This is a genomic window from Massilia terrae (assembly GCF_024753145.1).
Taxonomy (GTDB): domain Bacteria; phylum Pseudomonadota; class Gammaproteobacteria; order Burkholderiales; family Burkholderiaceae_D; genus Telluria; species Telluria terrae.
Genome location: NZ_JANUGU010000006.1, coordinates 16,906 through 33,261 on the forward strand (window position 1 = coordinate 16,906; position 16,356 = coordinate 33,261).

13 protein-coding genes are annotated in these 16,356 nt (G+C 62.1%); 3 read left to right on the top strand and 10 right to left on the bottom strand.

The window, feature by feature from the left end; genetic code table 11:
• Positions 1-5: 5 nt before the first annotated feature.
• The 7 genes from NX778_RS16805 to NX778_RS16835 form a co-directional block, all read right to left on the bottom strand.
• Entirely contained in the window at positions 6-767 is a 762-nt protein-coding gene (locus tag NX778_RS16805) for a sulfite exporter TauE/SafE family protein (RefSeq protein WP_258812929.1), read from the bottom strand.
• 607 nt (positions 768-1,374) lie between these two features.
• Positions 1,375-2,346, bottom strand: a complete 972-nt coding sequence (locus NX778_RS16810) for a branched-chain amino acid ABC transporter permease (protein ID WP_258812930.1) — start codon at positions 2,344-2,346, stop codon at positions 1,375-1,377.
• A gap of 10 nt (positions 2,347-2,356) precedes the next feature.
• Entirely contained in the window at positions 2,357-3,241 is an 885-nt protein-coding gene (locus NX778_RS16815; protein WP_258812931.1) for a branched-chain amino acid ABC transporter permease, read from the bottom strand.
• 161 nt (positions 3,242-3,402) lie between these two features.
• Positions 3,403-4,608 carry an ABC transporter substrate-binding protein gene (locus tag NX778_RS16820; RefSeq protein ID WP_258812932.1) on the bottom strand — a complete coding sequence of 402 codons (1,206 nt, stop codon included), beginning with the start codon at positions 4,606-4,608 and terminating at the stop codon, positions 3,403-3,405.
• Between the two features lie 30 nt (positions 4,609-4,638).
• On the bottom strand, positions 4,639-5,346 hold the full coding sequence (locus NX778_RS16825) for an ABC transporter ATP-binding protein (RefSeq protein WP_258812933.1): 708 nt from the start codon (positions 5,344-5,346) through the stop codon (positions 4,639-4,641).
• On the bottom strand, positions 5,346-6,116 hold the full coding sequence (locus tag NX778_RS16830; RefSeq protein ID WP_258812934.1) for an ABC transporter ATP-binding protein: 771 nt from the start codon (positions 6,114-6,116) through the stop codon (positions 5,346-5,348). Before NX778_RS16830 ends, NX778_RS16825 begins: the two co-directional genes overlap by 1 nt.
• Before the next feature lie 122 nt (positions 6,117-6,238).
• A complete protein-coding gene (locus NX778_RS16835; RefSeq protein WP_258812935.1) occupies positions 6,239-7,867 on the bottom strand; it encodes a GMC family oxidoreductase in 1,629 nt (542 codons plus the stop codon).
• A gap of 629 nt (positions 7,868-8,496) precedes the next feature.
• On the opposite strand from NX778_RS16835, the gene NX778_RS16840 reads away from it, so the two are divergent.
• Positions 8,497-9,285 carry a 5'-methylthioadenosine/adenosylhomocysteine nucleosidase gene (locus NX778_RS16840; protein WP_258812936.1) on the top strand — a complete coding sequence of 263 codons (789 nt, stop codon included), beginning with the start codon at positions 8,497-8,499 and terminating at the stop codon, positions 9,283-9,285.
• Here the strand turns inward: NX778_RS16840 and ald are convergent.
• Entirely contained in the window at positions 9,255-10,370 is a 1,116-nt protein-coding gene (gene ald / locus NX778_RS16845) for an alanine dehydrogenase (protein ID WP_258812937.1), read from the bottom strand. The two genes, NX778_RS16840 and ald, sit on opposite strands and share 31 nt — an antisense overlap.
• A gap of 39 nt (positions 10,371-10,409) precedes the next feature.
• A complete protein-coding gene (gene putA, locus NX778_RS16850; RefSeq protein WP_258812938.1) occupies positions 10,410-14,069 on the bottom strand; it encodes a trifunctional transcriptional regulator/proline dehydrogenase/L-glutamate gamma-semialdehyde dehydrogenase in 3,660 nt (1,219 codons plus the stop codon).
• A 208-nt stretch (positions 14,070-14,277) separates the two neighbouring features.
• Here putA and NX778_RS16855 point away from each other — a divergent pair, with 208 nt between their 5' ends.
• Positions 14,278-14,733 (top strand): Lrp/AsnC ligand binding domain-containing protein, encoded by a 456-nt coding sequence (locus tag NX778_RS16855; protein WP_258812939.1) that lies wholly within the window; start codon positions 14,278-14,280, stop codon positions 14,731-14,733.
• Positions 14,734-14,881: 148 nt separating this feature from the next.
• Here the strand turns inward: NX778_RS16855 and NX778_RS16860 are convergent, their stop codons facing one another.
• Entirely contained in the window at positions 14,882-15,835 is a 954-nt protein-coding gene (locus NX778_RS16860) for a LysR family transcriptional regulator (protein WP_258812940.1), read from the bottom strand.
• Between the two features lie 149 nt (positions 15,836-15,984).
• On the opposite strand from NX778_RS16860, the gene NX778_RS16865 reads away from it, so the two are divergent.
• A complete protein-coding gene (locus tag NX778_RS16865) occupies positions 15,985-16,209 on the top strand; it encodes a hypothetical protein (protein ID WP_258812941.1) in 225 nt (74 codons plus the stop codon).
• The last annotated feature ends 147 nt before the right edge of the window (positions 16,210-16,356 follow it).

Below are 16,356 nucleotides of genomic sequence, written 5' to 3' on the forward strand. Positions count from 1 at the left end.
CAGAGTCAGCCGAGGAAGGCCGTGTAAGCCGTCTTTACGATTAGCACGGAGACAACGGTGAGGAAGAGCTTACGGACGAAGCCAGTACCATGCTTCAGTGCAAGGCGGGTGCCGACGATGGAACCCGCCACCTGGCACACGGCCATCGACAGCCCGAGCTGCCACATCAGGTGGCCACTGTAGCCGAACCAGATCAGGGCCGAGAGGTTGCTGCCGACGTTGACGACCTTGGCCGCCGCGGAAGCGCCAAGGAAATCGAAGCCGAAAAAGCGGACGAACAGAAAGAGTAGGAAGCTACCGGTCCCCGGACCGAAGAAGCCGTCGTAGAAGCCGATGACGCCGCCGAGCACGATGGCCAAAGCCATTTCCTTCCAGCCGCTGTGCAAGGGCGCGTGGACCGAACCCAGGTCCTTCTTGCGGAAGGTGTAGACAGCGACTGCGACCAGCACGAAGGGCAAGAGTCCGCGGACAAAATCGGCCGGAACTTTGCTCACGGTCCAGGCACCGAAGAAGGAGGCGATGAAGGCCGCAATGGCCGCCGGCGCCGCGGCGCTCCAGGCAACACGAACGCGCCGCGAATAGCTGACCGCCGCCGAGGTCGTGCCGAACATGCTGGCCAGCTTGTTCGTGCCCAGCAGCGTGGCCGGGGTCTGGTTGGGGAGCAGGGCGAACACGGCGGGGAGCTGGATCAGGCCGCCACCGCCGACAACGGAATCGACCAGGCCGGCGCCGAAGGACGCGAGGCCGAGCAAAGCAATTTCAAGCATCAACAACTTTCTGGCGAACAGCGAAGAGTAAGCAATTGTAAGGCAAGGTCAGCAGGCGAGTTGGTTGCCCGCAATTTCAGCAGACGAGCGATCGTGCCAGGCACCCATCGGCGTCGCTATCCACAAAGTTACCCACAGCGACGAAAGCGATAATCACGGCCAGCGAAGTCCCCGTAAATCGATACACTCGGCAGCACTTTCGCGGAGGATGAAACAATTAAAGACGAGGCCAAGGCACGACCCGATCCGCGTTCATTTATGTTTTTCGAACCGGGAAGCGACGGCCGAAGGGATGGACTTGTTTCGGCCGTGCTGCGAAAGAAAGCCTAGGGAAATAGGGATTCCAGGAAAAGGCGGTACCATGGGCAGGGCCATTTTCAGGCACGCCCAGGTATTATCTGCAAGCAAACCGGATTGCTTCCTGGCTGGGGAGCCAAAGCAGGGTTTTCGCAGAAATTCTCGCGCCTGTCCTGACACAAAATATGATTTTGCAGTAGCTGCCGAGGAGCAACAGTGCGGCGTCCTTATCCACAAAGTTGTTAACAGCGCTGACGGGCCAAAAAGCAAGGGCGGCCAAGCCGCCCTCTTGTTGCATAGCAGCAATAGCTCAAGCCTTGCTTCGGGCCCGAACGAAGCCGGCGAGCTCACCGACGATGCCGCGCCGGAACAGCAGCACACAGGCCACAAAGATCAGCCCGGTCACGATGCCGACCGAATCGCCCAAGGTCGAGAACCAGTCGACCCCGGTCAGCCGCGCCAGGAAATTGCCCAGGTCGCCCAGCTTGTTTTCCAGCGCGACGATGATAAAGGCGCCCAGCACCGGTCCGAACAGCGTCCCCATGCCGCCCACGAGCGTCATCAGGATGACGAGGCCGGACAGGGTCCAGTGCACGTCCGTCAGCGTTTCGAAGCCGAGCACAACGGCTTTGGTGGCCCCTGCGAGGCCCGCAATGGCCGCAGAAAGCACGAACGCGAGCAGTTTGTAGCGATCCACGTCATAACCCAAAGAAACCGCCCTGGGCTCGTTTTCGCGGATTGCCTTGAGTACCTGTCCAAACGGCGAATGCACGGTGCGCACAATCAGGGCAAAGCCGCCGATGCAGATCGCGAGGACCACATAGTACATGGTCAGGTCCTTGGACAGGTCGAGCAGGCCCAGCAGGCGTCCGCGCGGCACGCCCTGCAGGCCATCCTCGCCATGCGTGTAGGGAATGCGCAGGGCCGCGAAATAGACCATCTGGGCCAGCGCCAGCGTGATCATGGCGAAATAGATGCCCTGACGGCGGATGGCCAGCAAGCCCATCCCCAGGCCCAGCAACGCCGCGCCCAGCACGCCGAGCAGGATGCCGGCTTCAAACGGCAGGCCAAGCACCGCCAGCGCGTGGCCGGCGATGTAGCCAGCCGTGCCGAGAAATGCCGCGTGGCCGAAGGACAGCAGCCCGGTGTAGCCGATCAGCAGGTTGAACGCGCAGGCGAACAGGCCGAAGCACAGCATCTTCATCAGGAACACCGGGTAGCCGATGAAGGGCGCGGCAAGGACGATCACCAGCGCCAGCGCATAGCCGATTTTCTTGTTCATCCCTGCCCTTTCATTTCTCTTTGCCGAACAGGCCGGCCGGACGCAGCAGCAGCACGATCACCATCACCACGAACACGACGACTTCCGAGCCCTCCGGGTAGTAGACCCGGGTCAGGCCCTCGATCACGCCGAGGGCCAGGCCGGTGACGATCGAGCCGAGGATCGAGCCCATGCCGCCGATCACCACCACCGCGAACACGACGATGATGAGGTTGGAGCCCATCAGCGGCGTGACGTTGATGACGGGCGCGGCCAGCACGCCGGCCAGCCCGGCCAGCGCGACGCCGAAACCGTAGGTCAGCGTCACCATCAAGGGAACGTTGATGCCGAAGGCTTCCACCAGTTTGGGGTTCTCGGTGCCGGCGCGCAGGTAGGCGCCGAGGCGGGTCTTTTCGATCACGAACCAGGTGGCGAGGCAGACCACCAGCGAGGCGGCGACCACCCAGGCGCGATAGTTTGGCAGGATCATGAAGCCGAGGTCGGTGGCGCCGGCCAGTTGCTCTGGCACCTCGAGGGTCTGGCCAGACACGCCGAAGAAGGAACGGAACAGGCCTTCCAGCAACAGCGTGATGCCGAAGGTCAGCAGCAATCCGTACAGATGGTCGAGCTTGTACAGCCAGCGCAGCATGGTCCGCTCGATGAGGATGCCGAACAGGCCGACCAGCAGCGGGGCGATCACGAGCATTCCCCAGTAGTTCAGGCCGAAGGACGTGACGCCGATGTAGGCCAGGAAGGCGCCGGTCATGTAGAGCGCGCCGTGCGAGAAATTGATGACGTTGAGCAGGCCGAAGATGACGGCCAGGCCCAGCGACAGCATCGCGTAGAAGGAGCCGTTGACCAGGCCGAGCAGGAGCTGGCTCATCATGGCTTGCAGGGGGACGCCGAAGATTTCCATGCTCAGTACTGATTAGTTGCCGTCGCCCTCGCGAACGCGGGAGCCCCATTTTGCGTAAGCGGTGATAACGCTTACTACGGCCCGCGAGCAAAATGGGGTTCTCCGGGGGGCGCCTAGCCCGTTCGCGGGAGCAACGACTGTGGATATAGCAGGAGTAACGATTACTTCCACGCCGTGCACTTCGATTCGGCCTTGGTCGTGTACGCCTTATCACCCGGAATGGTCGCCACCAGCTTGTAGTAGTCCCACGCCCCTTTCGATTCCTTCGGCGTCTTCACCTGCATCAGGTACATGTCATGCACCATGCGGCCGTCGGGACGGATCACGCCGTTTTTGGTGAACATGTCGTCGATCCTGGTTTTCTTCAGGTAGGCCATGACCTTGTCCGCATCGTCGGTCCCGGTGGCCTTGACGGCATTCAGGTAAGCCATCGTCAGGGAATAGTCGCCGGCCTGCACCATCGACGGCATCTTCTTCATCTTGGCGAAATAGCGCTTGGCCCAGGCGCGGCTTTCCGCGCTCTGGTCCCAATACCAGCCATCGGTCAGGTACAAGCCTTGGGTCGTATTCAATCCGAGCGTGTTGATATCGTTGATGAATACCAGCAGCCCGGCGATCTTCATTTTCCTGGTGATGCCGAATTCATTGGCCGCCTTCACCGAATTGATGAAATCGCCGCCGGCATTGGCCAGGCCGAGCACCTGCGCCTTGGACGATTGCGCCTGCAGCAGGAAGGACGAGAAATCCGACGCGCCCAGCGGATGCTTGACGCTGCCCAGCACCGTGCCGCCACTGGCTTTGACGACATCGGCCGTGTCCTTCTCCAGCGACTGGCCGAAGGCATAATCCGCGGTCAGGAAAAACCAGCTCTTGCCGCCCTGCTTCACGATTTCCGATCCGGTGCCGCGCGCCAGCGCCACGGTGTCGTAGGTGTAATGCACGGTGTAGGGCGAGCATTGTTCATTGGTCAGCGCGGAAGCGCCGGCGCCGCTCACAATGAACACCCTCTTCTTTTCCTGCGCCACTTTGGCCATCGCCAGGCTCGCGGTCGAATTGGTCCCGCCGATCAGCAGATCCACGCCCTGCTGGTCGAACCACTCGCGCGCCTTGGTCGATGCGATATCGCCCTTGTTCTGGTGGTCCGCCGAGATGAATTCGATCTTCTTGCCATTGATCGTCCCGCCCATATCGGCGATCGCCATCTTGATCGCCTCGGCGCCGCCATTGCCGTCCACGTCCGCATACACGCCCGACATATCGGTCAGGAAGCCGATCTTGATCGTATTGTTGGAGATTTGCGCCTGGGCCGACACCGACATGCCGGCGGCAAGAGCAGCGGCGGCGAGAGCGATTGCTTTGCGATTCATGTTGTCTCCGTTCGAATAAAGATGGGTTGGTTAAACGCCGAGCAGTTCGGTCAGCACGGGCATCTTGGCATTCAGGTCTTGTGCGGCGATGGTTTCGACGACTTGTCCGTGTTCGATGACATAAAAGCGGTCCGCCAGCGGCGCGGCAAAGCGGAAGTTTTGTTCGACCATGACGATCGTGTAGCCCTTTTGCCTGAGCGTCGTGATCATGCGCGCCAGGCTCTGCACGATCACCGGCGCCAGGCCTTCCGAAATCTCGTCCAGCAGCAGCAGGCGCGCTCCGGTGCGCAGGATGCGGGCCACCGCCAGCATCTGCTGCTCGCCGCCGGATAAGCGCGTGCCGGGGCTGTTGCGCCGCTCCAGCAGGTTCGGGAACATCTCGTAAATCTCCTGCACCGGCATGGCGGCACTGCGGTCGGCCAGCATCGGCGGCAGCATCAGGTTTTCTTCGGTGGACAGCGAGGCAAAAATCCCCCGCTCTTCGGGACAATAAGCAAGGCCCAGGTGCGCGATCTTGTGGGTCGGCAGTCCGATTGATTCCACGCCATTGATCTTGATGGAGCCGGTACGTTTTCCTGTCAGCCCCATGATTGCGCGCAGCGTCGTCGTCCGTCCGGAACCATTACGGCCCAGCAGCGTCACCACCTCGCCCGGGTTCACGGTGAGGTTGATGCCATGCAGGATGTGCGATTCGCCGTACCAGGCCTGCAGGCCGGCGATCTCGAGGGCGGCCGCCATCAGTGCACGCCTCCCAGTTCGCCGCCCGCGGTGCCCATATAGGCTTCCATGACCTCCGGATTGCGCGATACCTCGTCGTAGCTTCCTTCCGCCAGCACGGAGCCGCGCTGCAGCACCGAGATCCGGTCGCAAATGCCGGACACCACGTTCATATTGTGTTCGACCATCAGGATCGTGCGGCCGGCCGATACCTTCTTGATCAGGCTGGTCACGCGGTGCACGTCCTCGTGGCCCATGCCCTGGGTCGGCTCGTCGAGCAGCATTAGCTCGGGTTCCATCGCCAGCGTGGTAGCGATCTCGAGGGCGCGCTTGCGGCCGTACGGCAGGTCGGCGGTGACGGTGTCGGCAAAAGCGGACAGGTCCACCTCGGCCAGCAAGGCCATCGCACGATCGTTTAAACGGTCCAGGCTGCGTTCACTGCGCCAGAACTGGTAGGTGGTGCCTAACTCGCGCTGGAGGCCGATACGGACGTTCTGGAGCACTGTCAGGTGCGGGAAGACCGCGGAGATCTGGAAAGACCTGATGATGCCCATGCGGGCGATGTGGGCCGGTTTGGCATTGGTGATGTCGCGTCCGTTGAACAGGATCTGGCCATCGGTCGGGACAAGGAATTTGGTGAGGAGGTTGAAGCAGGTCGTCTTGCCGGCGCCGTTGGGGCCGATCAGCGCGTGGATGTGGCCGCGCTGCACGTTCAGGCTGACGTCATGGACGGCGGTGAAACCCTTGAAGGATTTGCTCAGGTGCCGCGTTTCCAGAATGGCGTCCGCCATCGTGTCTCCCGTGCGTTTCTTGTTTAAGAAATAATACCAATATCGTCAGGGGGTCACAAATAAACTGCCGTGCGCGTGCGCCCGCTTCGGCGCAGACCGGGTGTGCGAATTTTCCCAGGGCTTTAGCGCGGGTGATTCGCCAGGATCTGTGCCGCCGTCTTCTCCGCGATCATCAGGGTCGGGGAATTGGTATTGCCCGACGTGATGAACGGCATGATCGATGCATCGACCACGCGCAATCTATCGACTCCCTTCACCCGCAACTGGCTGTCGACCACGGCCATCGGATCATCCGGCGCGCCCATCTTGCAGGTGCCGACAGGATGAAAAATCGTGGTGCCGATCAGGCCAGCGGCTGCTGCCAGCTCTTCTTCGGTCTGGTGATGCACGCCCGGCTTGATCTCTTCCGGCTTGTATTTGGCGAGCGCGGGAGCGGCGGCGATCCTTCGCGTGAGCTGCAGCGATTGTGCGGCGACCTTTCGGTCTTCCGTCGTGCTCAGGTAATTTGGCGTGATTTTGGGTGCGGCGTAGCTGTCATTGGAGGCGATGCGTACATGGCCGCGCGAGGTCGGCCTCAGGTTGCAGACGCTCGCCGTAAATGCCGGGAAGGCGTGAAGCGGATCACCGAATTTTTCCAGCGAAAGCGGTTGAACGTGGTATTCCAGGTTCGGTGAAGATTGGCTGGAATCCGAATAGGCAAAGGCGCCGAGCTGGGATGGCGCCATCGACATCGGGCCACTCTGGAACATCGCGTATTGCAGGCCGATGCGCATCTTGCCGAACCAGTTCGCCGCAGTCGTGTTCAGGGTTTTGGCGCCCGTGACCTTGAAAACCATCCGCAGCTGCAGATGATCCTGCAGGTTTTCGCCCACGCCTGGCGAATCGGCCAGCGGCTCGATGCCGTTGCGATGCAAATGCTCAGCTGGGCCGATGCCGGATAGCTGGAGAATCTGCGGCGAACCGATGGCGCCGGCGCAGAGCAGCGTCTCGCGGTGTGCGATGGCCGTGAACACCTTGCCACCACCGGCGAATTGCACGCCCTTGCAGCGCGTGCCCTGTTCCGTCTTCTCGAGCAGCAGCCGTTCGACGTGACAGCCGGTCATGATCGTCAGGTTGGATCGTTTGCCGGCAGGCTTGAGGAAAGCCTTCGCCGTATTCAGGCGGATGCCACGGCGCTGGTTGACTTCGAAATAAGCACAGCCGGCGTTATCTCCGCCATTGAAATCATCGATTTTGGCGATGCCGGTTTGTTCAGCAGCGTCGCGAAAAGCATCCAGGATGGACCAGGACAGTCTCTGTTTTTCGACGCGCCATTCGCCACCAGCACCATGCAGTTCACTGTCACCGCCATGGTGGTCTTCACTCTTCTTGAAGATGGGCAGGACGTTTTCCCATCGCCAGGACGCATCGCCAGACAGTTCTGCCCAGCGATCGTAATCCGGCTTCTGGCCACGCATGTAGATCATGCCGTTGATCGAGGAACTACCGCCCAGGACCTTGCCTCGAGGGTAGATCAAGGAGCGGCCAGCGAGTCCGGGATCGGGTTCGGTATTGAACAGCCAATCGGTGCGGGGATTGCCGATGCAGTAGAGGTAGCCGACAGGGATGTGGATCCAGAGGTAGTCGTCTTTACCGCCAGCTTCGATCAGCAGGATGTGGAGCTGTGGGTTCTGGCTGAGACGGTTGGCAAGAACACAGCCAGCGGTGCCTGCACCGATGATGATGTAGTCGTATTCACCTGCTGATTCCACGCTGCTCGTCCTTTCAGGGCACTGCGCTTCAGAAGATTCCTGCTTGGCAAGGATAGCAGAACCGACTTTTCCATATATAAGTTAAAAGATGTGTATACGAAGTTGATAGTGATAGTAAACGCGCACCAAACTGTTGATAAGTTCGATTTTCTCCACAGCGTCAATGGTTTACGTCATCCAGAACTGGCTGAACAACGCGTGCACGGGCGTTGAACGTAAACTGAACAAAAAATGGACGACTTCCCGAATGCAGGTTTCTTCACAAGTCATGCTGTGGATATTCAATGAGTTGTTCACAGATGAGCGGCTGTGAGCCAGTGTTTCGGCCCGTTTTCAGGGTTGATTGTGGAAAACCAACTGCATATCCACAGGATGAGATGTGAAAAAAGCTGGTTTCTGGCGAGGCTGGATTTTTTGTCCAGTTTACGTTCAAGCCAGACGCAGCATTTGTCCAGCAAGTTTGCGGGACCGTAAACTACTGATGTTGTGGAGAAAAACGAACTTGTCCACAGTTCCCGCGGCGTTTACTATCACTACCATCTTCGTATACTCATCTTTTAACTTATATATGGAGAACTCCGCTGCCAGCGGTTTTTCCTCTTCCTACCGGCCACAGCCGGCACAACAATATGCGTCTCGGAATCATCAGCGCCCTGGCTGAAGAACAGCAAGGTCTCGTGGAAGCCATGGAAAGCCCCTCCAGGCTCATCCATGCCAAACGCGAGTACTTTGTCGGACAGCTCTGGAAAATCGACGCTGTGTGCGTTTTATCGCGAATTGGCAAGGTTGCTGCCGCCATGACAGCGACAACCCTTGTGGAAAAATTCGGAGTTACCCACATTCTCTTTACCGGCGTTGCAGGCGCTGGTGACAAAAACATCAAGGTGGGCGACATCGTGATCGCGGAATCGCTGGTCCAGCACGATATGGACGCCAGTCCCTTGTTCCCGCGTTTCGAAGTGCCGCTGACGGGTCGGACGCATTTCATGGCTGACCATCGGCTTGGCCAGGGCCTCTTGGAGGCCGCGCAATGGTTCCTGGACAATCATCTCGAGGAAGCGATCAGCGAGACCGAAAGGGCGGCATTCCAGCTGGCCCAGCCACGCATTCATCGCGGCCTGGTTGCCAGTGGTGATTTGTTCATGAAGGACAAGGAACACCTGAACAAGCTCAATGGCGAGCTGCCCGGGCTGCTTGCGGTGGAAATGGAGGGCGCCGCCGTTGCCCAGGCCTGCCATGAGCTCGGGGTGCCGTTCGCCGTCATCCGTGCCATTTCGGACAACGCCAATGAAAACGCGGCCACCGACTTCATGCGTTTCGTGAAGTCAGTGGCCGCGCAGTACGCCTTCCATATCGTCCGGCGTTTTTGCGAGCAGGCTGGCGCGGATTATCCGAGCATCGATTCCGCCGGCACGTAGTCGTAGCCCAGATCTTTGGCCACGGCTGCGTAGGTGACCTTGCCCTGGCAGACGTTCAGGCCATTGCGCAGGTTGGCATCGTCCTTCAGGGCTTGGCGCCAGCCCTTGTTGGCCAGGGCGACGGCGTGACCGATGGTGGCGTTGTTCAGCGCAAAGGTCGAGGTACGGGCGACCGCGCCCGGCATATTGGCGACGCAGTAGTGGATCACGCCGTCGACGACGAAGGTCGGTTCGGCATGGGTGGTCGGGTGCGAGGTTTCGAAGCAGCCGCCCTGGTCGATCGCCACGTCCACCACTACGGCACCCTTCTTCATCCGTGAAATCATGCTGCGGGTGACCAGTTTCGGCGCTGCCGCGCCCGGTACCAGCACGCCACCGATCACCAGGTCGGCCGACAGCACGGCTTCTTCGATGGCATGCGCATTCGAATACAGGGTCGAGATGCGGTTGCCGAAGATCAGGTCGAGCTGGCGCAGGCGGTCGATGTTCTTGTCCAGTACGGTGACGCGGGCACCCGTGCCAACCGCCATCTGCAGCGCATTGGTGCCGACCACGCCGGCGCCGATGATGACGATGTGGCCGGCAGCGACGCCCGGCACGCCGCCCAGCAGCAAGCCCATGCCGCCTTTCGATTTCTCGAGGTGGCTGGCGCCTGCCTGGATCGACATCCGGCCGGCCACTTCGCTCATCGGGGCAAGCAAGGGCAGGCCGCCACCGGGGCCGGTGATGGTTTCGTAGGCGATGCAGATGGCGCCGGACTTGATCAGGGCCGCGGTCTGCTCGGGATCCGGTGCGAGGTGCAGGTAGGTGTAGAGGATCTGGCCGGGCCGCAGCATCGCGCACTCGGTCGGCTGCGGTTCCTTCACCTTCACGATCATCTCGGCCTTGTCGAAGATTTCCTTCGCGGTCGTGACGATGCTGGCGCCGGCGGCCACATACTGGTCGTCGGTCAGGCCGATTTCGGCGCCGGCATTTTGCTGGACCATGACCTTGTGGCCATGGGCGACCAGCTCGTGGACGGATGGCGGCGTGAGGCCGACACGGAATTCATTGTTCTTAATTTCTTTCGGAACACCAACTAACATGTCTGCCTCCAAGTTTTAATAATAAAAACTACGCCATCATTACAGACCCAGCGTCATCAGGCTTGCGTTACCGCCAGCCGCCGTCGTGTTGACGCAGAGAGCACGTTCCGCAACGAGTCGCCAGACCGGGATTGCGTCCTGCGCATCGGTATCGATGAGCGCGACGATCGCCCCCGGACGGGCCGCCAGCTGGGTGCGGATGTTCGGATTGATGCCGTTTTCCAGCAGTGCTGCCTGGAACTCGGCGCCAGCCACTTCCTCGTCCTTCAGGAAACGAATCCGGTCGCGCGCCTGCGCCGGCAGTTCAGCCTTGAGCAGGTCGCGGCCGGCGATCGGCACCAGTGCGCGGTTGCCTGCGGACAGGGCGGCGGCCAGCTGGTTGAGCAAGCCTTCCGCGGTCGCCGCCGCGCACAGGATGTTGCCGCGTGGCGTGAATGCGAGGCGGTTGCGCTCGCCGGTCGGTCCCGGCAGCTCGAGCGTGACGCCGGCCAGGGCCTCTTGTGCATAATTCTCCGCCAGTGCGGCCACCTGGGTATGCCCATTTGAACGCGCCCAGCCGATCAGCGCGGCGACGCCCGGATCGGCCCGGCGTTCGTGCTGCATCAGCGGCGCCGCATGCTGCTGCAGGCGCTTGAGATACAAGGGGCCGCCGGCCTTCGGACCCGTGCCCGATTTGCCTTCGCCGCCAAAGGGCTGCACGCCGACCACCGCGCCGACGATATTGCGGTTCACGTAGATATTGCCGACGTGGGCGCGCGCGGTGATGAAATCGATGGTCTCGTCGATGCGCGAATGCACACCCAGGGTCAGGCCGTAGCCGGTGCCGTTGATCTGGTCGACCACCTTGCCGAGGTCGGCGCGCTGGTAGCGGACGATGTGCAGCACCGGGCCGAACACTTCGCGCTTGAGCTGGGCCAGCGAGTCGATCTCGAGCATGGTCGGCGGCACGAAGGTGCCTTGGGCCGCGACCGGGGCCGGGAGGTCGACCGCGAAATAGTCCTTGGCCTCGCCCTTCACGCGCTCGATGTGACCGAGCAGGTTTTGCTGGGCTTCTGCATCGATCACGGGGCCGATGTCGATCGCAAGACGGTCCGGGCTGCCGACGCGCAGTTCCGACATCGCGCCCTTGAGCATGCGGATGGTCTTGTCCGCGATTTCTTCTTGCAGGAACAGCACGCGCAGCGCCGAGCAGCGCTGGCCGGCGCTGTCGAAGGCCGAGCTCAGCACATCGTTCACCACCTGTTCCGGCAGTGCCGAGGAATCGACGATCAGCGCGTTCTGGCCGCCGGTCTCGGCGATCAGCGCGATGTCGCAGCCCTCCTTGATGCCGCGTTCGGCCAGCGTGCGGTTGATCAGCTGCGCCACTTCGGTCGAGCCGGTGAAGATCACGCCCTTGATGCGCGGATCGGCGGTGAGTGCGGCGCCCACCACTTCACCGCGGCCTGGCAGCAGCTGCAGTGCCGCGCGCGGCAAGCCGGCTTCGATGAACAGCTCGACGGCGCGGTGCGCGATCAGCGGGGTCTGCTCGGCCGGCTTTGCCAGCACCACATTGCCTGCCGCGAGGGCTGCGGCGACCTGGCCGGTGAAGATGGCCAGCGGGAAGTTCCACGGGCTGATGCAGGTGACCGGGCCAAGCGCAGCCAGGCCGCCCTGCTTCGGCGACTCAAGCAGCAGTTGCTGCGCGTAGTAGCGCAGGAAGTCGACGGCCTCGCGCAGCTCAGCGATGGCGTTCGGCAGCGACTTGCCGGCCTCGCGCACGGCCAGTGCCATCAGTTCGGCGTGGTCGCGCTCGAACAGGTCGGCGGTGCGCTCGAGCAGCCCGGCGCGCGTTTCGGCAGGCGTGGCTTGCCATTCGCCGGCAAATGCGGCGGCGGCAGCGAGCGCGCCCTGCACGTCCGCAGGAGACGCTTCGCGAATCTGGCCCACCACGTCCGCGCGCTGGGCCGGATTGACGACATTGGCAGGCGCCGCCGGCTGCACGTCTCCCGCGACCAGCGGGCCGGCGTCGTAGCTGCGTTGCTTGCCGAGTTCGAGCGCCAGGCGGCGCAGGGTGTCTTCGTTGGACAGGTCGGTGCCTGCAGAGTTCCGGCGCGTGTCCCCGTACAGGTTCACGGGCAGCGCGATCGCCGGGTGCGGCTTGCAGCCGTAGCTGCGCGCGGTGTCGAAAGGATCGGCCAGCAGGCTGTCGATCGGCACGCTTTCGTCGACGATCTGGTTGACGAAGGAGCTGTTGGCGCCGTTTTCCAGCAGGCGCCGCACCAGGTAGGCCAGCAGCGTCTCGTGCGAGCCGACCGGCGCGTAGATGCGGCAGGGACGGCCGAGGTTTTCCTTCCCGACCACCTGGTCGTACAGCGTTTCGCCCATGCCGTGCAGGCACTGGAATTCGTAATCGGTGACGCCTTCCTCGCGCGCCCAGGTGTAGATCACGGACAGGGTGTGCGCGTTGTGGGTGGCGAACTGCGGATAGATGACGTCGGTCGCCGCCAGCAGCTTGCGCGCGCAGGTGAGGTAGGACACGTCGGTGTAGACCTTGCGCGTGTACACCGGGTAGCCGGGCAGGCCGTCGACCTGGGCGCGCTTGATTTCGGCGTCCCAGTACGCGCCCTTCACCAGGCGGATCATGAACTTGCGGCCGCTGCGCTTGGCCAGGTCGACCATGTAGTCGATCGCGAACGGGCAGCGCTTGGAATAGGCCTGGATGACGAAGCCGATGCCGTCGAAGCCGGCCAGTTCCGGATCGAAGGCCAGCACTTCCATCATGTCGAGCGAGATCTCGAGGCGGTCGGCTTCCTCGGCGTCGATGTTCAGGCCGATGTTGTAGTGCTTGGCCAGCAGCAGCAGGCTGCGCAGGCGCGGCAGCAGTTCGTTCATCACGCGCTCGTGCTGGGCGCGGCTGTAGCGCGGGTGCAGGGCCGATAGCTTGACCGAGATGCCGGGGCCGTCCTTGATGCCGCGCCCGTTGGAGGCCCTGCCGATCGCGTGGATCGCGGTTTCGTAGGCGGCGTAGTAGTTGCTGGCGTCGGCTTCGGTCAGCGCGGCCTCGCCCAGCATGTCGTAGGAATAGCGGTAGCCGCGCGCTTCGTTGTCGAGGCTGTTCTTGAGCGCTTCCTCGATGGTCTGGCCGGTGACGAACTGGTTGCCGAGCATGCGCATGGCGACGTCGACGCCCTTGCGGATCAGCGGCTCGCCGCCCTTCGCGATCAGGCGCGTGAGCGCGGAACCGAGGCCGCCTTCGCTGCTGGAGGACACCAGTTTGCCGGTGATCAGCAGACCCCAGGTGGCGGCGTTGACGAACAGCGAGGGCGATTCGCCCAGGTGGCGCTTCCAGTCGCCCTTGCTGATTTTGTCGGCGATGAGGCGGTCGGCGGTGGCGATGTCGGGGATGCGCAGCAGCGCTTCGGCCAGGCACATCAGCGCCACGCCTTCTTCCGACGACAGCGAGAATTCGTGCATCAGCGCATCGACGCCGGAGGCGCGGGTGCGCTTGCTGCGCACGCTCGAGACCAGCCGGTGTGCCAGCATGTAGGCATCGCCGCTGGCGCGCGCGCCCTGGGCCAGCAGCCATTCGACGGCTTCGGTTTCGTCACGGCGGTAAGCGGCGGTGATGGCGGCGCGCAGCGGACTCTGCTCGCGCTTGATTTCAGCCTGGAGTGCGTCGAAAGGAACGAACAGGGAGCCCGGGGCGGCGGCGATGTGCATGTGTACTCTTCAAAAATATCGAATGGGGGTTGCAGCAAAACGCGCCGGGCTGCTCATGGCGGCCGGGCGCGATATTTATTGCGGATAGATGATTCGATTGTAGAGGACAATCTTCTGGATTTATTCTGGATTTACAGAAGACTGGCAAAAGATAGTTTTTGGTGAGAGAATTTCACCAAATAATATTTATTGCCGAGAGAGAGCCGAGATGCTGGATAAGATAAGCAAGAAAATCCTTGCCGAGCTGCAGAGCGATGGGCGGATCAGCAATGTGGAGCTGGCCGCGCGGGTGAACCTGTCGCCTGCGGCCTGCCTGGAGCGGGTGCGCAAGCTGCACGAAGCCGGTTACATCATGGGCTATACGGCGCAGCTCAATCCGCAGTTGCTGGATGTGTCGCTGCTGGTATTCATCGAGGTGGTGCTGGACCGCACTACGCCCGAGGTCTTCGATGCGTTCAAGCAGAGTGTACAGCTAATTCCCGAGGTGTTGGAGTGCCACATGGTGGCTGGCGGCTTCGACTACCTGGTCAAGGCGCGCGTAAAGGATATGGCGGCGTACCGCGAGTTCCTGGGCAAGACCTTGCTGCAGAAGGGGGTGCGGGAGACGCACACGTATGCGGTGATGGAAGAGGTAAAGAACACCACCAAGTTGCCGATCAAGTGAGCGCGTGAGCTAACGCTGCGCTGCAAAACGGGATTCCCGCTCCTGCGGGGAGACGTTCTCTTTATTGTTGGCGCTGGCCTGAGAGCGGCCGTCGTTCCCGCGCAAGCGGGAATCCCATTTTGCGTGCTTCAGTTAGCGCACGCAGCAATCAAGCCGCCCTCTTCTCCGGCTTCGGCTGCGCATTGTTCGCCATGCTCTCGAGGTTCTGGCGCAGCCAGCGGTGGGCCGGGCTGCGGCCGTCGCGTTCGTGCCACAGCATGTCCAGGTGCACGGCCGGCATCGCGAAGGGCAGCTCGCGCCACACCAGCGAATCGGCCATGCCGGTCGCTACCATCAGGTGCTTGGGCAGCACCGTCACGAGGTCCGAATTGGCCACCACCCGTCCTGCCGTGAAGAATTGGTTCACGGTCAGCAGGATGCGCCGCTCGCGGCCCAGCTGCGACAGCGCTTCGTCGACCAGGCCGTGCGCCCGCCCCGAAAAGCTGACCAGCAAGTGGTTGGCCTTGCAATAGCCATCGAGATCCAGCTTGCCGCGCGCCAGCGGATGCTGCTTGCGCATCACGCACACGTATTCGCCCGAGTACAGGCGCTCGTGCCGGATCGGCGAGCCGGTTTCATACGAGAGCTGGGCTGCCACGCCCGGGAAAAATCCCACCGCCAGGTCGATGTCGCCACGCAGCAACATCGGCCGCGGCTCGCGCGTGGTCAGCGGCATCATGCGGATATTGACGCCCGGCGCCTCCCGCTCGATCGAACGCATCAGCGAGGGCAGCCAGTAGGCCGCGGTGGCGTCCGCCATCGCCAGGCGGAAGGTGGCCTGGGCCTTCGACACATCGAAGGTTTCCGGCATCACCGCCGCCTCCATCGACGCCAGCGCGGCGCGCACCTGCGGCCACATCGCTTCCGCGCGCGGGGTCGGTTTGACGCCGTAGGCGGTGCGGATCAGCAGTTCGTCGCCGAGGGTCTCGCGCAGGCGCTTGATCGCGTTCGAGACGGCCGGCTGGGTCATCGCCAGATGGCCGGCCGCGCGGGTCAGGTTCTGTTCCGTCATCACGGCGTCGAACACCCGCAGCAGGTTCAGGTCAAGCGTCAGGAAACTCATGTGGCGTCAGCGAGCGGTTGGGAGGATCCCAAGTGTACCCGTTTTTCCATTCACAATCGATATAAGCCTCATTTGGAAACAGAATTAGATTTATATGTTGCAACGCACTATAGTTCCAACTGTCAACGAATCGAAACAGAGTAGAGAAAATGTCTTTCAGTGAAACCATGATCCAGGGCATGTCCTTCGCAGAGGCGATGCATGGCATGCTGCTGATGACCGTGCTGGCCTCCATCGCGATGATCTTCCGCCCGCTGCTCAAGGGCATCGGCCGTGCCTTCGTGCTGGTGATCCGCCAGCGCATCACCGCCCGCGCCGAACTGGCCCAGCGCCGCGCCCTGCACGCCGAGCGCGTGGTCGCAGCCCGCGGCTGACCTCAGCCCGCTTCCCCGCAGACAACGCGGCGACCGGATTTCCGGCGCCGCGTTTTTGTTTGCGCAAATACGCAACGTTATGGTTGCATTTCTCGGAAAGCCGGCGCATACTGGGTTCTCGCGCAACCATTTGGTTGCATAAAAGGA